Annotated in this window: 16 protein-coding genes and 1 other RNA gene (1 of these 17 cut by a window edge); 16 read left to right on the top strand and 1 reads right to left on the bottom strand. The window is 47.9% G+C overall.

All coding sequences use genetic code 11. From position 1 onward, the window contains the following. Window positions 1–46 precede the first annotated feature (46 nt). From KAI37_RS00665 to KAI37_RS00680, 4 genes are read left to right on the top strand one after another with little or no spacing between them, the layout of a single operon-like run. Window positions 47–1,045, top strand: coding sequence for an ABC transporter ATP-binding protein (locus KAI37_RS00665; RefSeq protein ID WP_071639063.1), 999 nt, complete (start codon window positions 47–49; stop codon window positions 1,043–1,045). 20 nt (window positions 1,046–1,065) lie between these two features. Beyond that, entirely contained in the window at window positions 1,066–2,133 is a 1,068-nt protein-coding gene (locus KAI37_RS00670) for an ABC transporter substrate-binding protein (RefSeq protein ID WP_220030547.1), read from the top strand. Window positions 2,134–2,137: 4 nt separating this feature from the next. Continuing rightward, window positions 2,138–3,808 carry an ABC transporter permease gene (locus KAI37_RS00675; protein ID WP_071639065.1) on the top strand — a complete coding sequence of 557 codons (1,671 nt, stop codon included), beginning with the start codon at window positions 2,138–2,140 and terminating at the stop codon, window positions 3,806–3,808. Continuing rightward, complete coding sequence (locus KAI37_RS00680; protein ID WP_220030548.1) at window positions 3,805–5,190, top strand: MBL fold metallo-hydrolase; 1,386 nt, start codon at window positions 3,805–3,807, stop codon at window positions 5,188–5,190. Before KAI37_RS00675 ends, KAI37_RS00680 begins: the two co-directional genes overlap by 4 nt. A 9-nt stretch (window positions 5,191–5,199) precedes the next feature. Here the strand turns inward: KAI37_RS00680 and KAI37_RS00685 are convergent, their stop codons facing one another. Next, window positions 5,200–6,360, bottom strand: coding sequence for a S8 family peptidase (locus KAI37_RS00685; RefSeq protein ID WP_025718442.1), 1,161 nt, complete (start codon window positions 6,358–6,360; stop codon window positions 5,200–5,202). A 404-nt stretch (window positions 6,361–6,764) separates the two neighbouring features. Between KAI37_RS00685 and rpoE the strand changes: the two genes are divergently transcribed. The 12 genes from rpoE to recR all read left to right on the top strand — a co-directional run. Then, the gene (rpoE, locus tag KAI37_RS00690; protein ID WP_013308216.1) at window positions 6,765–7,316 is read left to right on the top strand and encodes a DNA-directed RNA polymerase subunit delta; all 552 of its coding nucleotides are present in this window, start codon (window positions 6,765–6,767) and stop codon (window positions 7,314–7,316) included. 402 nt (window positions 7,317–7,718) lie between these two features. Beyond that, complete coding sequence (locus KAI37_RS00695; protein WP_071639067.1) at window positions 7,719–9,320, top strand: CTP synthase; 1,602 nt, start codon at window positions 7,719–7,721, stop codon at window positions 9,318–9,320. Window positions 9,321–9,534: 214 nt separating this feature from the next. Further along, window positions 9,535–9,903, top strand: a complete 369-nt coding sequence (locus KAI37_RS00700; protein ID WP_013308218.1) for a response regulator — start codon at window positions 9,535–9,537, stop codon at window positions 9,901–9,903. Between the two features lie 247 nt (window positions 9,904–10,150). After that, window positions 10,151–11,005, top strand: coding sequence for a class II fructose-1,6-bisphosphate aldolase (gene fba / locus KAI37_RS00705; protein ID WP_013308219.1), 855 nt, complete (start codon window positions 10,151–10,153; stop codon window positions 11,003–11,005). A 227-nt stretch (window positions 11,006–11,232) separates the two neighbouring features. Continuing rightward, a complete protein-coding gene (locus KAI37_RS00710) occupies window positions 11,233–12,486 on the top strand; it encodes a UDP-N-acetylglucosamine 1-carboxyvinyltransferase (protein ID WP_071639068.1) in 1,254 nt (417 codons plus the stop codon). A 259-nt stretch (window positions 12,487–12,745) separates the two neighbouring features. After that, complete coding sequence (rho, locus tag KAI37_RS00715) at window positions 12,746–14,083, top strand: transcription termination factor Rho (RefSeq protein WP_069080583.1); 1,338 nt, start codon at window positions 12,746–12,748, stop codon at window positions 14,081–14,083. A 94-nt stretch (window positions 14,084–14,177) separates the two neighbouring features. Continuing rightward, window positions 14,178–15,449 carry a radical SAM family protein gene (locus tag KAI37_RS00720; protein ID WP_220030549.1) on the top strand — a complete coding sequence of 424 codons (1,272 nt, stop codon included), beginning with the start codon at window positions 14,178–14,180 and terminating at the stop codon, window positions 15,447–15,449. A gap of 156 nt (window positions 15,450–15,605) precedes the next feature. Then, entirely contained in the window at window positions 15,606–15,803 is a 198-nt protein-coding gene (rpmE, locus tag KAI37_RS00725) for a 50S ribosomal protein L31 (protein ID WP_071639069.1), read from the top strand. A gap of 110 nt (window positions 15,804–15,913) precedes the next feature. Next, window positions 15,914–16,180: signal recognition particle sRNA large type (ffs, locus tag KAI37_RS00730), an RNA gene on the top strand. A 158-nt stretch (window positions 16,181–16,338) separates the two neighbouring features. Next, complete coding sequence (gene dnaX, locus KAI37_RS00735) at window positions 16,339–18,090, top strand: DNA polymerase III subunit gamma/tau (protein ID WP_104494814.1); 1,752 nt, start codon at window positions 16,339–16,341, stop codon at window positions 18,088–18,090. A gap of 43 nt (window positions 18,091–18,133) precedes the next feature. Beyond that, entirely contained in the window at window positions 18,134–18,445 is a 312-nt protein-coding gene (locus KAI37_RS00740; RefSeq protein WP_220030550.1) for a YbaB/EbfC family nucleoid-associated protein, read from the top strand. Between the two features lie 27 nt (window positions 18,446–18,472). Continuing rightward, on the top strand, window positions 18,473–19,069 hold the 5' portion of the coding sequence (recR, locus tag KAI37_RS00745; RefSeq protein ID WP_013308227.1) for a recombination mediator RecR. The gene runs 3 nt beyond the window's last position; 597 of the gene's 600 nt are visible here — the first part of the coding sequence; it begins with the start codon at window positions 18,473–18,475; its stop codon lies off the right edge, out of view.

Genomic DNA, 19,069 nt, shown 5'->3' on the forward strand with positions numbered 1-19,069 from the left:
TCAAGTTTTACACTGGGGTCAGTCAGAAGAACAGGCAGGTAATGCGATGAATCAGGATCTATATATTCACGGATTAAGTAAAACCTTCAGCCAAATAACAGCGCTGCATGAGACGAATCTGGTAGTACGACGGGGCAAATTCACAACACTGCTCGGACCGTCCGGCTGTGGGAAAACAACCCTCTTACGCTTGATTGCTGGTCTGGAGACACCGGATACCGGCACAATCACGATGGGAGAGGAAATTCTTTTTTCTGCAGAACGCAAAAAGGATATTCCCGCCCATTTCCGCCACTTTGGGATGGTCTTTCAGGATTTCGCGTTGTGGCCGCATATGACGGTGTTTGAAAATGTGGCCTTCGGCCTGCGTGCGGGCAAGCGTGGGAAAGGGTTCGCCAGCGTTCGAGACAAGGAACTGCGGACAGTGGTGCTGGAGGCGCTCGACATGGTCAGATTGTCAGGGATGGAGGATCGGTATCCTCATCAGCTGTCCGGTGGTCAGCAGCAGCGGGTTGCCTTTGCAAGAGCGGTTGCTATCCGGCCTCGACTTGTTTTGTTCGACGAGCCGCTCAGTGCGCTGGATGCGGTGCTACGGGAGGAGATGCGCATTGAGATGCTATCGCTTGTGCGCGATCTGGGGCTGACCGCCCTATATGTCACCCATGATCAGATCGAGGCTATGTCAATGTCCGATGAAGTAGTTGTTATGAAAAGTGGACATATTTTGCAGACCGGAACACCAGAGGTGATCTACGGTTGCCCGGCTCATCCAGAGGTGGCGAAGTTTATTGGCAAATCCAACTGGCTGGAGTCGGAACGGACACTATTTCGTCCTGAACATGCCCGTTGGGAACAGGAGCAAGCGGATCAGCATGTTTTTACAGTAGAGATCCTGCATGTCAGCTATGTCGGCGATCGTTATGAAATTCGTTTACTAGCCGAGAACGGCGAACAATGGACTGCATATCATTCCATCCGCTTGCCCATAGGTCAACAAATGCACATTTGGGTATCACCGCAACACATCCACCAACTTGAAGCATAGGGAAAAGGGGTATATATAAGATGAATAGGCATGTTTTTCGTACAGGATGGAAAAAAGGGACGATGCTCGCATTAACATTGACTTTTGGACTCGCTGTGGCGGGTTGCGGAACAGCAACGCCATCCAAGGATGGGGCGCCAGCTAATGGATCAGCAGGACAAGCTGAGGCGGCATCCACCGATCAGAAGCTGGTGGTCTACAGCGCAGGCCCGGATGGACTGGCGAAAAAGCTGGTAGCAGGGTATGAGGCGCAGAGCGGAGTGAAGGTAGAGTTGTTCCAGGGAACGACAGGGAAAATTTTGGCCCGCATGGAAGCTGAGAAGACGAATCCGGTAGCGGACGTGGTTGTACTAGCATCGCTTCCATCTGTACAAGGCTTGAAAAAGGAAGGACTTACGCTGCCTTACCCGGAAGCCAAGAACGCAGACAAGCTAAATCCAGACTGGTCCGATAAGGAGGGCAACTACTTCAGTACCAGTGCTTCTGCTCTGGGCATTGCGTATAACACGAAGCTGGTAAAAACACCACCAACTTCATGGGCTGATTTGGCGAAGCCTGAGTACAAGGATCAGGTTAATATTCCCGATCCATCCCTGTCCGGCTCAGCGTTGGATTTTATGACAGGCTATCTGAGTGCCAAGGGCGATGGAGGCTGGACGTTGTTCGAGCAGTACAAGGCTAACGGTGTTGCTATGGCTGGTGCCAATCAGGAAGCGCTGGACCCCGTAATTACCGGAGCTAAAGGTATAGTCGTCGCTGCGGTCGATTACATGACATACAAGGCTAAAGCCAAAGGCGAGCCGATTGACATTGTCTATCCGACAGAGGGAACGGTCATCAGCCCACGTCCTGCCGCAATTCTCAAGTCAACGCAGCATGAGCAGAATGCGAAAGCATTCATTGATTATCTGTTGTCGGACGAGGCGCAGAAACTAGTAGCAGACGCCTCCTTACTCCCGGGCCGCACGGATGTCAAAGCCGACAAGCGTGCCAATCTGGACGAGATTCCATTGTTGAAAACCAATTGGGAGTGGATGGGTGAGCACGGATCAGACGTGACGGAGAAGTTCACGCAAATGTTCAAGTAAGCCGATGGGAGGCTTATCCGTTAAACACATCAGAGCGTGGTGTCTGACGCTGGCTCTGATCGCGCTTCTTTTCCTGATTGTGATGCCGTTGCTGCAAATCTTTATCCAAAGTGTATATGTTGATGAAAAATTTCAATGGGATGCGCCTTTTCGAACGTTAGCTGCTTCACAATTTGCAGGAGTGCTATTCAGCTCGATTTGGCTTGGTATCTGTGTGATTGCAGGAACAACGGTACTTGCACTTCCGCTAGCCTGGATCATGTCCAACACTCGTCTTGCACACTGGCGCTGGTTGGATATCCTGTTGCTGATTCCGTTTATGACTCCTCCCTATATCGGTTCCATGGGCTGGATTCTGTTTATGCAAAAAAACGGATATCTGGAGCAGTTGTTCCCGGGTCTACATTTTTTAGCGCCGTCCTTCTTCAGCCTTGGTGGCATGGTGATGATCATGAGCCTGCATCTGTTCCCATTCCTGTACCTCCTGCTGCGCGGGGCGCTGGTAAGGATTGGCGGGAGCCTGGAAGAGGCGGGTGCCGTAATGGGCGGTGGCTTTCTGTACAGATTCCGTCGAATCATTTTACCGCTGCTGCTTTCAGCTTACGGAATGGGCGCGTTACTCATTTTCGTTAAAACAATTGCCGAGTTTGGCACCCCCGCTACCTTTGGGCGACGGATCGGGTATGAGGTCATGACTTCGGAAATTCACAAATATATCTCCAGCTGGCCCATAGATTTTGGCAAAGCGACGTCAATGGCCTCGGTGCTGTTAACCGCCTGCCTGCTCATGTGGTATGCGCAATCGGTGATCAACCGAAAGTTTACGTACAGGCTGGTAGGTGGTAAAGGTTCGCGTCCGTCCCGTCTTCGTATATCCGGCTTGACTACGGGGCTGAGTGTTGCATTCATTCTATTGTTGCTCATTGCATCCATTGGCATTCCTTATTTTTCAATTCTTTCAGCCTCGACGATGAAGCTGAGGGGAATTGGGCTTGCCTGGGATAATTTGACGCTCGACTCTTACAAGGAACTGCTGTCTTGGGGATCAGAGAGCATGGAGGCGCTCCTGAACAGCGTATTTCTCTCTTTGGGCGCTTCGACGCTTGCTGTGGTGCTGGGCACTTGGTTTGCGCTTGTCATTGGCGGCTCACGCACAAGAATTCAACGGACGGTTGATGCATTTAGCTTGCTTCCGAATACGGTGCCGGGAATTGTTATGGTGGTCGGCCTGATTTTGTGGTGGAACTCACCATGGATGCCGATCCCTTTGTATAACACATACGGCATGGTCATTCTGACGTATGTTATCTTGTTTGTTCCTTATACGGTGCAGTATGTCAAAAGCGCCTTTACGCAGGTGGACACTGGCCTTTTTCAGGCGGGACAGGTATTTGGCGGGCGACCGTCTTACATATTCCGCCGGATTGTGCTGCCGCTGATTATACCGGGAATGCTCGCTGGTTGGATGATGACATTTACCATTGCTTCACGCGAGCTGGTAGGATCGTTGCTGATTTTGCCGCCATCTGTTCAGACGTCTGCAACCTACATCTTTGCACAATTTGAGCAGGGACAGGTGTCACTTGGGATGGCGATGGCCGTCATATCGGTGGGAATGACCACACTGCTGCTGGTCTTAATGGAAAGCTTAAACTCGCAAAGAAAGTGGAAATGATCATGACCAAGCTTAGGATTTGGGGAGGAGCGGGCGAACATGGCCGCTCCTGCTATGTTTTTGAAGGAACACAGCATCGCGTTATGCTGGATTGTGGCGTGAAAAAGGAAGGAACCGGACAATATCCGGTTTTTCCGCCGCAAAAGGCGGAGGGACTGACCACTGTATTGCTGTCTCATGCACATGAGGATCATTCCATGGCGCTCCCCTTACTGTACAAGTATGGATACCAAGGGGAGGTCTGGACGACCAAGGCCACCGCTGAGCAGCTAGGCTCCTATTTTCGCTCCTGGCATACTTATGTTGAATCGAGAGGAGCCGAATTGCCATACGACGTACAGGATATCCAATCCATTGCTTATCGCTATCTGGAAGATGAAGGGCCAGCAGGAGAATGGCTTGAGGCTTGTCCGGGTGTGAGAATCATGTGGGGACGCAGTGGACATTTGGCTGGTGCAGTGTGGTATGCGGTAGAAATGGAAGGGAAGCGGTTGTTTTTTTCTGGAGATTACAGCCGCGAATCTGAGCTTCTTGCTGCCGATGCGCCAGACTTGGGTGTTGGGGAGGGGCTGCATGACCTGCCTGAATGGAAGTCAGAGCCCAACCTAGCGGACATATCCATTATGGACAATGCCTATGGCATGGATATAGACCCGCAGCCTGTTAAGCTGGAGCGGCTGAGGGTCGAGATGGGGCGGATATTAATGTCTGGTGGTCATGTGTTGTTGCCGGTGCCTGCCTTTGGTAGAGGACAGGACATGATCGTATGGGCTAGCGAGCAATTCCCTGCACAGGCAATGATTGTAGAGCACGACATATGGCAGGGATTGAAACAGTTAAAACGCTGGAAAGAATGGCTGCGTCCGGAAGCTCCAGCGCGAATAAAACATGTGCTAAACAGTGACAGGGTCTTCGTGCCTCGTGATGCTGCGGAACGAGTGAGTCTGCTGGAACAGAACCCAACGGCTATTATCATAACAAGAGACGGCATGATGGATTCCCCACAGGCGCGCTGGTACTATCAGTATCTATCGGATAACCGCAACATGGGGGAGGGTAATGAAAGCGGAGAAAGAATCAGCAACAGTGTTATATTGACCGGGCATGCTCCACATGGTTCTTTTGGCAAACATCTGTTGGAACGTGCAGATCAAAATGACAGCTGTGTAGCTCGGCATTTGATTTACAAGGTGCATCAGGGATTATCAGATGTGCGGCAAATGTTAAAGGATCTGCCTAGCAAACAGGTTGTACTCGTTCATGCACCAAAGCTGCAGACTGACCTGGTACGAGATGAGTTGATAAGAGGAGGAAATAGTGGGTGTGAAGGTTCTGCCAGAAAAGTTCATTCTCTGGAGCCGGGCGCTACACTAGAGGTTTAGCAACATCATTCACTTTGTGCCCTCCTGCATCAATCGGAAGGCATCGACTTCTCCAAGTTTGGTGGAGATAGAGCTACGTCCAGCGCTTTTACGCAGGCGTAGCGGTGTGGCGGTACGCTTAAGCAGTGCTTTGATTTCTCCAGGCTCCAGTTCCGGTCTCAGTGAAAGGAGAAGTGCAATGCTTCCGGTCACATGGGAAGTAGCCATAGAGGTACCGCTCATTTCGTGATGCTTGCCATGGATCCAGGAGGAGGTAATCTTTTCGCCAGGTGCGTACACGTCTACAAATTGCCCTCGGTTGCTGAAAGGTGCAATGCGTCTGTATTTGTCAGTAGCCCCCACCGAAATCGTCTGGGAATAGCGGGCTGGATAGTCAATACTTCGGCGCTTGCCCTCATTTCCCGAGGACGCTACAATCACGATGCCGTTATGATATGCTTTATTCACCATATCTAGTAGTGCCTTGCTACGCGACTTCATACCAAAGCTCATATTGATGATATCGACACGATTTAATACACACCAGTCGATGCCAAGAATGATATCGGAGACGTAGGCGGCTCCATTATGATCAAATGCTTTTACGGGATGAATTAAAGCCCGTGGTGCTACGCCGACCATACCTTCATCATAGTTAGACGCCGCGATAGTTCCAGCAATATGAGTACCATGGCCGTTATCGTCATAGGGTAGCATGGTTCGGTTAAGCAAATTAATACCTCTGGCGAGAGAATGACGAAGATCAGGATGTTGAAAATCTGCTCCTGTGTCGATCACACCGATTCTGACCCGATTCCCTGTCGAGGAAGGCCAAGCCTTGTATGCACGTACCTGTTTGACTCCCCATGGCATGGAAAGGTTCTTCTCTACTTTTGGTATATGAGCAGTTTCAGCGTGGACCTTCATGCGGGTATCTTCTTCAACGGTAACACCGTTGTGATATTTGCCTAGCCTGTCTCCCCCTGAAAGCGGAGCGATTAAAGCGCGGATTAGTCGGGCCGGTTGTACTTGCCGTAATCCCGCAAGCTCGGGTTTCAGCTTCCTGAGATAGGACAGGCATTCCCGGTATTGGTGAGGCTTATCGAACGTGATGATCTGTTTGTTCCGTCCACTGCCGGACGGCTCCGAAATACCCTCATGCAAACGCTGCAAAAAATCCGGATAGTCCATTTGAGACGGTCCCCCTCCGATGAGCCATGCTGAGGTATTGTATGAGCAAGCGTCAGCTGCGGCATGGGAAACCTGCCCCTTTTTTATGGAAATAGGCCTGCTTGTCGTGTCAAAGTGGCCGTGGACACATACGATACATGGAGGGCATAAGCTCTTGTGCAACAACTTTGGGGGGTTCTCCCGGAGCGGGTACAGTCGAAGACGGGGGGGACCCCGTCTTTTTATGTATGCCGTCTTGTTTATAGGGATATTCCTGGAAATTATGACGATACCCATCTTTAACTTGCAATTTGCTTCCAAATAGGTTTTACTTAGTTTTGATAATGGATATGTTAGTATTGCATGTATCGTGTATGCTCTGAAACATGTTCTTGTGAATTACGTGTGAGAGGAAGTGTCCCTAGGTGAGTACCCCACTCAACTTGAAGATTGACCCGGAGAAAGTCCACGAGACTCCAATGGTGGATTTGGCATTTATGGTATTGAAAGCAGCCAATACTCCGTATTATTACCGTGACCTGATGAAGGAAGTCGCCAAATTGCGTGGCTTTTCCGACGAAGAAATTAATGACGTTATTGCTCAGCTATATACTGAAATCAACATTGACGGGCGTTTTGCCTGTGTCGGTACGAATCTGTGGGGCTTGAAACGTTGGTATCCGGTAGATAAATCCGAAGATGCCCTGACAGGAGCCAAGCGTCCTCGTATTATTAACGACGAAGACGATGACGATGAAGATGACTATCATGAGGAAGAAGAAACATACAACTCTGATGACGACTTCGATGCAGATAGCGAAGACGAGGATGGCGAAGATGAGCTGTTCGACGGAGAAGAAGATGATGATGATAGTGATGAAGACGTGGTTATAGACGATGAAGACCTCAGTGATGAGGAAGATTCAGAAGATGAAAATGACGATGAGTCGACGGAAGACGACGATTCGCTTCGTTAGGAACAGGCTACAAGGGGAGATGAGTTCTCCCCTTTTTCATGACCATTCTCTTGAAAACCTCTTCTGATTTAAAGCTTTCAGGTGGATTCTCTCCAATCTGGTTCAATGGACAAATTAACACAGATAACTTCCTTGACAGCGGATTGGACACGGGGTAAACTATTGCTTGGGCTTATGATTGATTCACTTATATGTTTGCTTTTTGTATAAAAGTGCCCCGTACTACGGGAGTGCTTTTTTGTTTTTTATAGGGGTGTTTTCACTCATGAAAGAGGGCTAAGGGCGGCGGACATGGAAAATGATTCCGCTGCCTTCTTCATGGATGATAATCCGTGCAAACGGGTTACGATAACATCATAATGTCGCCTGAATTTTGCATCTTATCTAGGAGGGTTTTGAACAGTGACAAAGTATATTTTTGTGACAGGCGGGGTTGTGTCTTCCTTGGGCAAAGGGATTACGGCAGCTTCACTGGGGAGGCTTTTGAAGAACAGGGGACTGAAGGTAACGATTCAAAAATTTGATCCTTACCTGAATGTCGATCCGGGTACGATGAGTCCTTACCAGCACGGTGAAGTGTTTGTAACGGATGATGGTGCGGAAACGGACCTTGACTTGGGACACTATGAGCGCTTTATTGATATTAATCTGTCCAAGAACAGCAATGTCACAACAGGCAAGGTATATTCCAGCGTAATCAGCAAAGAGCGTCGCGGAGAATATTTGGGCGGTACGGTGCAGGTTATCCCTCATATTACGAACGAAATCAAGGAACGCGTGTACCGTGCAGGCCGTGAAGCAGGTTCGGACGTCATTATTACAGAAATCGGCGGTACTGTGGGCGATATTGAAAGCTTGCCATTTTTGGAAGCTATTCGTCAGCTCAAAAGCGAAGTTGGGCGCGAGAATGTGATGTACATTCACGTAACGCTCATTCCTTATATTAAAGCTGCTGGTGAGGTTAAAACCAAACCAACTCAGCACAGTGTAAAAGAACTGCGCAGCATCGGCATCCAACCGAATGTCATTGTTTGCCGTACAGAGCATGAACTGTCCTCCGATATGAAGGCTAAAATTGCATTGTTCTGCGATATTGATGCGAATGCAGTGGTAGAATGCCGCGATGCTTCAACCCTCTACGAGGTTCCGTTGAACCTGCGCGAAGAAGGCTTGGACGAAATCGTAGTTAACCATCTGAAGCTGACAACACCTGCACCAGATATGACCGAATGGGAAGGGTTAGTTGATCGAATCAGCAAGCTGGATAAAACGGTTGAGATTGCTATTGTTGGTAAATATGTTGCATTACATGATGCTTACTTAAGTGTGGTTGAATCACTTTCCCACGCTGGATTTGATGCGAATGCAGACGTAAAAATCCGTTGGGTGAACGCTGAAGAAGTGACGGACGAGAACGTAGCTGACATGCTGGGCGGCATTGGCGGCATTCTCGTACCGGGTGGCTTCGGCGATCGCGGAATTGAAGGCAAAATTAGTACCATCCGTTATGCGCGGGAGCAAAAAATTCCGTTCTTCGGCATTTGTCTGGGTATGCAGGTATCTGTCATTGAGGTTGCCCGTTCCCTGGCTGGTCTCGAAGGAGCCAACAGCTCGGAAATTAACCCGGCTACTGATTATCCTGTCATTGACTTGCTTCCTGACCAAAAAGACATCGAAGATTTGGGCGGTACGATGCGTCTTGGTTTGTATCCATGCAAACTGGCGGAAGGTTCCCTGGCTTCGGCTTGCTACAACGACGAGCTGGTGTACGAAAGACACCGTCATCGGTACGAATTCAATAACGAATATCGTGAAGTTATTGAAAAAGCAGGTCTTCGTATTTCCGGTACTTCACCGGATGGACGCTTGGTGGAAATTGTGGAGCTTCCTGAGCATCCATGGTTCCTGGCGGTACAGTTCCATCCAGAATTTACTTCCCGTCCGAATCGTCCACAGCCTTTGTTCCGTGAATTTGTAAAGGCAGCATTGCAGCTTCAAGCTTAATGCTACGGCTTGTAAGACCTCCTCAGGGAGGTCTTTTTTTTATCCCATGCTTCCTGATTATGAAAGAATATTCCACAATTATCTATAAGAGAAGGATTTTCTTTTTGCAGGAGCGAATATAGTTTTAGGTATGGGACGGATATTGTACGTCATCGGACGCTGTTATGGCAATAGCTGCATGATCCTCGTTTTAAGATCTTAGGAGGTTAAAACATTGGAAAAGAAGAAAGTATTAATCGTCGATGACCAGAATGGAATACGGATTTTACTGATGGAAGTGTTCGGAAGTGAGGGTTATGAGACCTTTCAGGCGGCGAACGGGAAAATTGCACTTGAAATTGTTGAGAAGGAACCGCCTGATCTAGTTCTGCTCGATATGAAAATTCCAGGTATGGACGGACTCGAAATTCTGAAGCATCTAAAAACCATGAATCCCGATATCAAGGTTATTATGATGACAGCATATGGAGAACTGGACATGATTAAAGAGGCGACGGAGCTAGGTGCGCTAATGCATTTTACCAAGCCCTTTGATATTGACGAAATGCGGATCGCTGTGAACAAACAACTCAGAGGTGACTAGGTGAGTCGCTATGGTTGAGAACTCTGTTAACACAACAGGGTTTTTTGTTTGTGATTATGGGAAATACTGAAAGTAAATCCTCTCCTTATACAATTCTATGGAAAAACGGCGTCCTGGGCGTGATTTTTGTATGTGTTGATATGCAAAAGCTTGTTTAGTATTTAACATGGGTTGTGGTATAATAAGCCCGTATGTGATGTCGGCTAAAATATAGACAAACCCAAACACCTTTAGGAGGACTGTAACCATGCCATTGGTATCTATGAAAGACATGTTGAACAAAGCACTCGAAGGAAAATATGCAGTAGGTCAATACAACATTAATAACCTCGAGTGGACTCAAGCTATTTTGGGCGCTGCTGAAGAAGAAAAATCCCCAGTAATCTTGGGCGTTTCTGAAGGCGCAGCACGTCACATGGGCGGATTCTACACTGTTGTTAAAATGGTAGAAGGTCTTATTCATGACATGAAAATCACCGTTCCAGTTGCGATCCATTTGGACCACGGTTCCAGCTTTGAAAAATGTAAAGAAGCTATCGACGCTGGTTTCACATCCGTTATGATTGACGATTCCCACAGCCCAATCGACACAAACATTGCTACAACGAAAAAAGTGGTAGAATATGCTCATTCCAAAGGCGTTTCCGTTGAAGCTGAAGTTGGAATGGTTGGCGGTCAAGAGGATGATGTTGTCGGCGACGTAATGTACGCTAAGTTGGACGACTGTCTGCGTATCGTTAACGAAACAGGTATCGATACACTGGCACCTGCACTGGGTTCCGTACACGGACCTTACAAAGGCGAGCCAAACCTCGGCTTCAAAGAAATGGAAGAGATCTGCAATGCAATCAAACTTCCACTCGTTCTGCACGGTGGTACTGGTATCCCAACACATGACATTAAAAAAGCAATCTCCCTGGGAACTTCCAAAATCAATGTAAACACTGAGAACCAAATCGTATTTGCGAAAGTGGTTCGTGAAGTTCTTGCTGAGAAACCGGATGCTTATGACCCACGTACATTCATCGCTCCAGGTCGTGAAGCGATTAAACAAACCGTTATCGGTAAAATTCGTGAGTTCGGTTCCAACAACAAAGCGTAATAATGAATTAAACTGGTCGTGCGTCTGCACAGGCTAGATGTATTTCTTAGTTGTAGCTGTAGTTCTGCTGCACAAAATATTTAAATCTGTACAGTTGAATAGTTTGGTATGGAAAGCACACCGCTTAGCCGGTGTCTTTCCATTTTCACCACTAAAAAAGTTAAAAGTTTATGATTTGAGATTATTGTTTGACCGACTGCAAAACACGTAGGGGGACCCTCAAGCTTATGGAAAAATTGATGATCACCGGTGGACGGCCGCTTCAAGGTACAGTTTCCATCAGCGGTGCCAAAAACAGTGCCATCGCCTTGATTCCCGCAGCCATTCTGGCAGAGTCGGAAGTCATTTTGGACAATTTGCCACTGTTGAGTGATGTGGCGGTGTATTCCGAAATACTAGAGGAACTTGGTGCAACGGTTACCTGGGAAGGTAGCCAGATGAAAATAGATCCTTCCTCTATTAAATCCATTCCTATGCCGAATGGGCCTGTTAAGAAATTACGAGCCTCTTATTATATGATGGGAGCCATGCTGGGCAGATTCAAGGAAGCGATCATCGGTTTGCCAGGAGGGTGCAATTTCGAACCCCGGCCCATTGATCAGCATATCAAAGGTTTTGAAGCGCTGGGTGCCACGGTTACGAACGAGCATGGCGCTATTCATTTGCACGCCAAAGAATTGCGCGGAACCAAAATTTATTTGGATGTTAGCAGCGTAGGCGCTACCATTAATATTATGCTGGCGGCAGCACGTGCCAAAGGCGCCACAATTATCGAAAATGCGGCTAAAGAGCCTGAGATTATAGATGTAGCAACCCTTTTAAACTCCATGGGGGCCATTATTAAAGGCGCCGGTACGGAAACGATTCGAATTGAAGGTGTGTCGGAGCTGCATGGCTGCCGTCATTCGATCATACCTGACCGTATACAAGCAGGCACATATATGATTGCCGCTGCGGCAACCCGTGGAAATGTATTGATTGACAACGTAATCCCCAAACATATGGAGGCTCTCACTGCAAAAATGCAGGAAATGGGCATCGGCATCGAGGAATATGATGAAAGTATTCGCGTACTGGGTGCACCTTCCTATGATCATGTCGACGTTAAAGCCTTGATATACCCCGGATTCGCCACAGATTTACAATCTCCCATGACCAGCTTGCTTACCCAAGCACAGGGTGTCAGTGTATTGAGCGATTTTGTGTACAGCAATCGTTTTAAACACGTCCCTGAGCTGGTGCGAATGGGGGCTAAAATTCGCGTTGAGGGTCGGTCCGCCATTATAGAGGGTGGTCAACTGAATGCAGCTAAAGTAAAAGCGGCAGATCTGCGCGCCGGAGCGGCCCTTGTCATTGCTGGACTTACAGTAAGCGAAGGCGTAACCGAGGTGACGGGTGTCGAGTACATTGACCGTGGTTATGATCACCTTGTCTCCAACCTGCGTCTTTTGGGCGCGGATGTATGGCGGCAAACTGAATAATTAAACCATGCAGTTTTTTTGAACTCCCGGAACGAAAGCAATAGAACGGGCAACACCTATGCAGCCGCTGCTTGATAAATGATTGTGGTTCATACCTAACAATCTTTTATCGGAAAACCGGAATAATTCGGTATAATCCAGGCAGGTGGCTGCATAACTTTATTTGTTTTGGTTAAAATTATGTTAATGGTGTTTATGATATCATTGTCTATCATTTAGATGTATGAATGGACTTAATAATTGAATAGGTGGTTATTATATGGATCTGCAAATTTCCGATCTGGAAGAAATGAAGCTGACCGACCTGTACAAGCTGGCCAAGCAATACCAGATCCCGTACTACGGAACGCTCAAAAAGAAAGAATTAATTTTCGCCATTCTGCGCGCACAAGCTGAGAAGAGCGGATTGATGTTTATGCAGGGGGTTCTGGAAATCCTTCCCGAAGGTTACGGCTTTCTGAGGCCGATCAATTATCTCCCGAGTACCGAAGATATTTACATCTCTGCTTCACAAATCCGCAAGTTTGACTTGAGGACAGGCGATCTTGTTTCCGGTAAATGCCGAACGCCAAAAGAGAATGAACGATATTTTGGATTGCTTCAAGTTAACGCCGTCAATGGAAGAAGTCCTGAGCAAGCTGCTGAGCGGCTACATTTTCCTGCACTGACTCCACTGTATCCGCAAACCAAATTAGTCCTTGAAACTTCCCCCAACCATTTGTCTACGAGAATTATGGATGTACTGGCCCCTGTCGGACTTGGACAGCGCGGACTCATTGTAGCACCTCCCAAAGCTGGGAAGACGCTTCTCCTCAAAGAAATTGCCAATAGCATTTCTACCAACAATCCCGAGATCGAGCTTTTTGTCTTGTTGATTGATGAACGACCCGAAGAAGTGACCGACATGCAGCGTTCCGTTAAAGGTGAAGTTGTGGCCTCTACATTTGACGAACTTCCTGAAAATCACATCAAAGTGGCAGAACTCGTGTTGGAGCGTGCATTGCGTCTCGTAGAACATAAAAAGGATGTTGTCATCCTGCTGGATAGCATCACACGTTTGGCTCGTGCGTACAATCTCGTTATCCCTCCTTCTGGTCGTACTTTGAGCGGGGGTATTGATCCGGCGGCATTTCACCGTCCAAAGCGCTTTTTTGGTGCGGCTCGGAATGTGGAGGAAGGCGGTAGTTTGACGATTCTTGCTACAGCGCTGATTGACACAGGATCACGCATGGACGATATCATCTATGAGGAGTTTAAGGGTACAGGCAACATGGAGCTGCATTTGGACCGTAAGCTGGCAGAACGTCGTATCTTTCCTGCGATTGATATTCGTCGTTCCGGCACGCGCCGTGAGGAAGTGTTGTTGAATAAGGAAGAATTGGATACCATCTGGGCCATTCGTAAAAATATGACGGAAAGCCATGATTTTGTGGAAGGCTTCCTCAAAAAGCTGCGTAATAGCAAAACTAATGCTGAGTTTTTGGCTTCGTTTGATTTGACGGCACCTTCTTCCAGTGGCTCGCAAAGCAGTTCTGGTGGGCAACAACGGAGAACTGCGCGTTCTACCACAGCGTCAGTCCCGGCCACAACCAACTAAAACCCATCATGTATTTTATCTGTTCCGTAAGTACACAGTCGTTACATTCATTTTGTTAATGGCGTAGGCTTAACGGAGCGAAAGGAGCTCCATAATGTATTTGGTGTATGCCGACGAAAAAGGCAATGTATATGATCATGCTTCTTTGTATGGGCTTGCCCGTAGTGCAGACATGATTGTTGAAATCATGGAGGATGAGCTTATTCCGTTACCGGAAGGAGCTACATTGGTAAGCCTGCCCAGCACTCGCCCGGTCGGTATGAACCCTGAAACAGGGGAAATGGTTTCTCTTCCCGGAGATATGCAAGCAGTAGGGGCTTTATTGCCGCAAGGTTTTACACGCTTGTGCCTGCCGGGATATGTGAAGACCGATAAGGAGTACAAACTTCCCTTGTTCGGTTATTCGGCCGTAGTCTGGAAAGATGGGGCATTTTATGTAACGGCAGAGCAGAGTGACAGTCCATCCAAGTGGAATCCGGAAAACTGTGACCGTCATCAAGTTAAATTGGGTGTGCAGCGGATGACGGAGCAATATCCCGAAAATCGGCTGTACCAACATTTGTCAAACTGTGCGCTGGGCTACGAATGTCTTACTTCCTCGAACACATTCCTGAATCGCTGGGAAGGAGGAGTTCCGGTATCTTATTCTTGTAATGCGGGTTGCTTTGGGTGTATATCTGAACAGCCGGATGACAGTGGTTTCGTATCTCCGCAGACAAGAATGAACTTCCGTCCTCGCGTCGAAGAAATTGTAGAAGTTATGCTGGAACATTTGAAGACACCGGAGTCCATCATCAGTTTTGGCCAAGGTTGCGAAGGTGAGCCTTCCACACAAGCCAAACTGATTATTGATTCGATCAAAGAGGTGCGTTCCATTACCGATATGGGATACATCAATATCAATACGAATGCTGGATTGAGCGATCATATCCGGGGAATCGTGGATGCGGGTCTTGATCTGATGCGCGTTAGTACCATTAGTGCACTGGACGATCACTACAATGCGTATTACAAGCCGCGCGGCTACACGTTGGCTAATGTGGAAAAATCACTTCGTTATGCTTCTGAGCAGGGAGTATATACGTCGATTAACTATTTGATTTTTCCGGGTGTAACTGACCGGGAGGAAGAAATTGAGGCAATGATTGAATTTGCCAAACGTACTAAGCTCAAGCTGATTCAAATGCGTAATTTGAATATTGATCCTGAAAGCTATCTGGAATTGATTCCACCTGCTCAAGGTGACATTCTTGGCATGAAACAAATGCTTGAGATTTATCGTGAGGAACTGCCTGATGTAGTCATCGGTTCTTACACTCATGTACCCCCACAAGGGCTGGCACGTCCCAAATTTGCCAAGGCCTAAAATGGTTGATGTAACTTGAATCACACCTATTCTACACCATCTTTGAATGCAGAAAAGAGTTGTTGAAACGCTCATATTCAAGTGCTATAATGTGAACATGTGTTCATACAACTCTGGACTGATAGGACGTTCAGGGCGGAAAGAGGTGAAAGTTCAATGCAACAAGCTATTCAACCAAAATTTAACGTAACTAATGTCACTTGTGCTTGCGGAAATTCGTTTGAAACTGGTTCTGTGAAAGGATCTCTGCGTGTGGAGATTTGCTCCGCCTGCCACCCATTCTTCACAGGCAAGCAGAAATTTATTGATGCTGGTGGACGCGTGGATCGTTTCAAAAAGAAATACGGTATCTAATGGATCACCGCAGGTTATAAAGTTATTAGAGCCTTCTGCAACTGCAGAGGGCTCTTTTTGTAATAATGTGTATTTGCTTTTTATGCGGCCTTAAGATATACTTATTTTCACCGTGCTAGATGGGGAGGTAGCGGTGCCCTGTAACTCGCAATCCGCTATAGCGAGGTTGAATTCCTGTTAGAGGTGTTGTTGATGTGAGGCTGGTCCCTGCGCACAATGTTGACGGCTGGGTCCTCCGCAATGAGTACTTGTGAACCTGGTCAGGTCCGGAAGGAAGCAGCCATAAGCAGGTCCACTCTTGTGCCGGAGGGTTGCCTAGCCCGAGTTGCTGTTCAGGATTGCCGCTCGGATCACAACGATCAATAACAGGTGCACGGTATACATTGGTAATTAGAACATCTTGGCAATCATTGCGAAGATGTTTTTTTGTGTTTTATAAATTGGAAGGTGTCTGGTTTAGATTCGGACGGGAGTATAGTATAATGAAGTGACCATGAATGGTCATGAAAGTGAATGGGAAAGAGGGTAACGCGCATTGGAACATATAGCGTTGTACCGTGCTTGGCGGCCGCAGGCTTTCAAGGACATGGTAGGACAACAGCATATTATCCAGACATTGCAGAATGCCATCCGCGAAAATCGCACGTCCCATGCTTACCTGTTCAGCGGTCCACGAGGAACAGGTAAGACGAGTGCGGCCAAAATTTTGGCCAAGGCAATCAACTGTGAGCATGGACCTGCGCCGGAACCTTGCAACGAATGCGAAGCCTGTAAACGGATCACGGCCGGAGCGGTCATGGATGTACAGGAGATTGATGCAGCCTCCAACCGGGGCGTTGAAGAGATTCGTGATTTGCGCGATAAAGTCAAATATGCGCCCACAGAAGTGCGGCACAAGGTTTATATCATTGATGAAGTGCACATGCTGACGACGGAAGCGTTCAACGCGCTGCTCAAGACGCTGGAAGAGCCGCCGCCACACGTGATGTTCATATTGGCTACGACTGAACCACATCGGATTCCGGCGACAATTATTTCACGTTGCCAGCGGTTTGACTTCCGGCGGGTATCGCTGGAAGAACAGACAGAGCGGCTTGACCTGATATGTCAACAGGAGAACATACAGGCTGATTCGGATGCACTGCAGTACATTGCGCGTCTTTCAGATGGCGGGATGCGAGATGCGGTTAGCGTTTTGGATCAGATATCCTCGTTTACAGATGGTCGGGTTACTTATCAGCAGGTGCTGGATATGACGGGAGGTATTGCGTCCGAGCAATTCGGTAAGCTTGCCTTGGCATTGCTGAAAGAAGACGTGGGCACGGTGCTACAAATGATCGAGAACTTTATGCAGGAAGGTAAAAGTGCGGATAAGTGCATGGAGAATCTTCTGTACTATTTCCGAGATCTGCTAATGATCAAGATGGTGCCTCAGGCGACCAAAATGACGGAGCGAGTGCTGGATCCAGAGCGATTTAAGGAAGTGGCAGATGCTTTCACCAAGGAGCAACTCTTTGCGATGATTGACACCCTTAATCGTTATCAGAGCGAGATGAAATATGCCGTACAGCCACAAACCTTGTTTGAGGTAGCTCTATTGAAGCTGTGCAGTATTCCGGGGGAAGCAGGAACTGTTGCTCAGCCGACCGCACAACGCTCTGGCGCTGCAGCTGATCAGGAAGATGTGGTAATGTTGAAGCGTCAGCTTGCTGAGCTCGAAAAGAAACTGGAGCGCGCGCTGCAAGGTGGATTGGGCGTTGGAGCGGGACAGGAAGCATCGTCGGGTGGTCGTCAGGCTTCCGGGGGTCGTGCCCCTGCTCCGCGGATTTCAGCGCCAGCCAAACTTCCTTCTCAGTTGGATCGCTATATCGCTGAGAAGTCGAGCGAAGCATTCGCAGCAGCAGGACGTAAGTGGAGCCAGATTTTGCAAGGGGTAAAAGAGGCGAAAGTTACGGTTCATGCTTGGTTTATGGATGGTGAGCCGGTTTCTGTGTTAGAGGACAGTGTGCTGGTTGCATTTAAGAACAATATTCATCGTGAAACTACCGAAAAGCCTGCCAATAAGCAGGTCATCGAGAAGGTATTGCATGAGCAGTTGGGTCATCCTTATCGTTTAGTAACGATGATGCAAAAGGATTGGAATGCTGCGATTGAAGGAGTTTCCGACCAGCCTGCCGAAGAATTGCAACTGGAGCCGGAGCATGATGCGCCGGGAAAGTCCAAGGAGCCCTGGATTGATGAAGCTATTCAACTTTTCGGGGAAGACCTAGTAGTCATTAAAGATTGAATCAAGTTTCTAGATGTATACTTCATTAAAGGAGATGATTGAAATGAACAATATGAACCAAATGATGAAGCAAGTGAAAAAAATGCAGGAACAAATGCTGAAAGCCCAAGAGGAGCTTGGCGGAAAAGTAATCGAAGGGACTTCTGGCGGCGGTGTTGTGACGGTGGAGGTAAATGGACATAAAAAAGTGTTGTCCATCGCGATCAAACCAGAAGCTGTAGATCCTGATGATGTAGAAATGCTGCAAGATCTTGTGCTGACTGCAGTCAATGATGCTTTGTCCAAAGCAGATGAACTGGCTAATGATGATATGGGTAAATTTACAGGCGGCATGAAAATTCCGGGCTTGTTCTAGTCTGCTGCATAAAGGAGAAACACGCTATTGTATTATCCGGAGCCGATTGCAAAGCTAATTGATGCTTTTACGCGCCTGCCGGGAGTAGGGCCGAAGACGGCTGCCCGGTTGGCTTTTCACGTACTGAAAATGAAGGAAGATGATGTGATTGACTTTGCCAAAGCGCTGGTCAATGTAAAACGCAATCTTCACTTCTGTTCAGTCTGCGGCAACATTACGGACACGGATCCTTGTCGGATCTGTCAGGATAAGACAAGGGATACTTCCGTCATTTGTGTTGTTCAGGATTCCAAGGATTTGGTGGCTATGGAGCGTACCAAAGAGTTTAATGGTTTTTACCATGTGCTTCATGGGGCGATATCTCCTATGGAGGGAATTGGTCCTGAGGATATCAAACTCAAGGAATTGCTGAACAGACTCAGTGATGAACGCGTCAAGGAGCTGATTTTAGCTACGAACCCGAACATTGAAGGAGAGGCCACGGCCATGTACATTTCTCGCCTAGTGCGTCCTTTTGAAATCAAGGTTACTCGTATTGCTCATGGATTGCCAGTGGGTGGAGATTTGGAGTATGCCGACGAGGTTACCCTGTCCAAAGCGTTGGAGGGCCGTAGAGAGCTCAAT

The sequence above is a fragment of the Paenibacillus sp. S25 genome (assembly GCF_019454085.1).
Lineage (GTDB): Bacteria > Bacillota > Bacilli > Paenibacillales > Paenibacillaceae > Paenibacillus > Paenibacillus polymyxa_B.

Bases quoted from the DNA above. Each gene is read 5' to 3' on its own strand.
- rpmE (WP_071639069.1), top strand. From the start codon at position 15,606: ATGCAACAAGCTATTCAACCAAAATTTAACGTAACTAATGTCACTTGT.
- KAI37_RS00670 (WP_220030547.1), top strand. From the start codon at position 1,066: ATGAATAGGCATGTTTTTCGTACAGGATGGAAAAAAGGGACGATGCTC.
- KAI37_RS00680 (WP_220030548.1), top strand. From the start codon at position 3,805: ATGATCATGACCAAGCTTAGGATTTGGGGAGGAGCGGGCGAACATGGC.
- KAI37_RS00675 (WP_071639065.1), top strand. From the start codon at position 2,138: ATGGGAGGCTTATCCGTTAAACACATCAGAGCGTGGTGTCTGACGCTG.
- KAI37_RS00740 (WP_220030550.1), top strand. From the start codon at position 18,134: ATGAACAATATGAACCAAATGATGAAGCAAGTGAAAAAAATGCAGGAA.
- KAI37_RS00710 (WP_071639068.1), top strand. From the start codon at position 11,233: ATGGAAAAATTGATGATCACCGGTGGACGGCCGCTTCAAGGTACAGTT.
- fba (WP_013308219.1), top strand. From the start codon at position 10,151: ATGCCATTGGTATCTATGAAAGACATGTTGAACAAAGCACTCGAAGGA.
- KAI37_RS00720 (WP_220030549.1), top strand. From the start codon at position 14,178: ATGTATTTGGTGTATGCCGACGAAAAAGGCAATGTATATGATCATGCT.
- KAI37_RS00685 (WP_025718442.1), bottom strand. From the start codon at position 6,360: ATGGACTATCCGGATTTTTTGCAGCGTTTGCATGAGGGTATTTCGGAG.
- rho (WP_069080583.1), top strand. From the start codon at position 12,746: ATGGATCTGCAAATTTCCGATCTGGAAGAAATGAAGCTGACCGACCTG.
- KAI37_RS00665 (WP_071639063.1), top strand. From the start codon at position 47: ATGAATCAGGATCTATATATTCACGGATTAAGTAAAACCTTCAGCCAA.